The sequence below is a fragment of the Colwellia echini genome (assembly GCF_002843355.2).
Classification (GTDB): Bacteria; Pseudomonadota; Gammaproteobacteria; order Enterobacterales; family Alteromonadaceae; genus Colwellia; species Colwellia echini.
Window position 1 is genome coordinate 1 of sequence record NZ_PJAI02000076.1, and the last position, 805, is coordinate 805.

The 805-nt window shown below is 40.6% G+C and carries 1 protein-coding gene; it reads left to right on the forward strand.

Annotated features, from left to right (window positions below; all coding sequences use genetic code 11):
* Positions 1–805 (forward strand): transposase (locus CWS31_RS17340; protein ID WP_246143606.1); only part of this gene is annotated, 805 nt, incomplete at both ends.

Genomic DNA, 805 nt, shown 5'->3' on the forward strand with positions numbered 1-805 from the left:
CAACATGTTTGCCATTGATGGCTGTAAACTAAAATCAAATGCGAGCAAAGAGTGGGTTGGGACATTCGATGAACTAGCGCGAGCAAGTAAACGCATTATAGAGCGTCATCAATCTCAAGATGGCTTAAGTGAAGCGCTAATAACACAGGACTTAAAGCAAAAAGAAAAGCTGGATAAAAGTGCAAAGAAAATAACCGAATTTCTAGCCACACATCAAGAAAAAACAGGCAGCAAAGGCAAGCCAGTTAAAAGTAATATCACCGACCCAGACAGCGCTAAGATGACGACATCAAAAGGCACCATTCAAGGCTATAACGGTATTGCGATTAACGACGATAAACATCAAATTATCTTGCAAGCACAGGCTTGGGGCTCAGTGGGTGAGCAACAAACGTTACAGCCAGCGGTCACACAATTAAAGCAGCAACTTGATAAACTCAATCCCCAAAAACAAACAAACGCACAGACAATAAAGTTTACAGCAGACAGTGGCTTCAATAGCGAAGCTAACCTTGAGTTTATGGCCCAAAGTGGTTTTGATACTTATATTGCAGATAACCAATTTAGAAAAAGAAATCCGCTATTTAAAGAAAGTGAAACCTATGAAACGGAGCAAGAAAAGCGGCGGTTAAAGCGCAGTAAAGGTAAGCCACGATTATTCACCTCAAGTGATTTTCATTATGATGAAGCATCGCAAACTTGCCGATGCCAAGCAGGTAAAACACTTTGGCGGCAAAGTACGAGCATAATCACAGAGGGTAAAAGTTATAGTCGATTCACAGGGTATTTAAAAGATTGCAAAAGT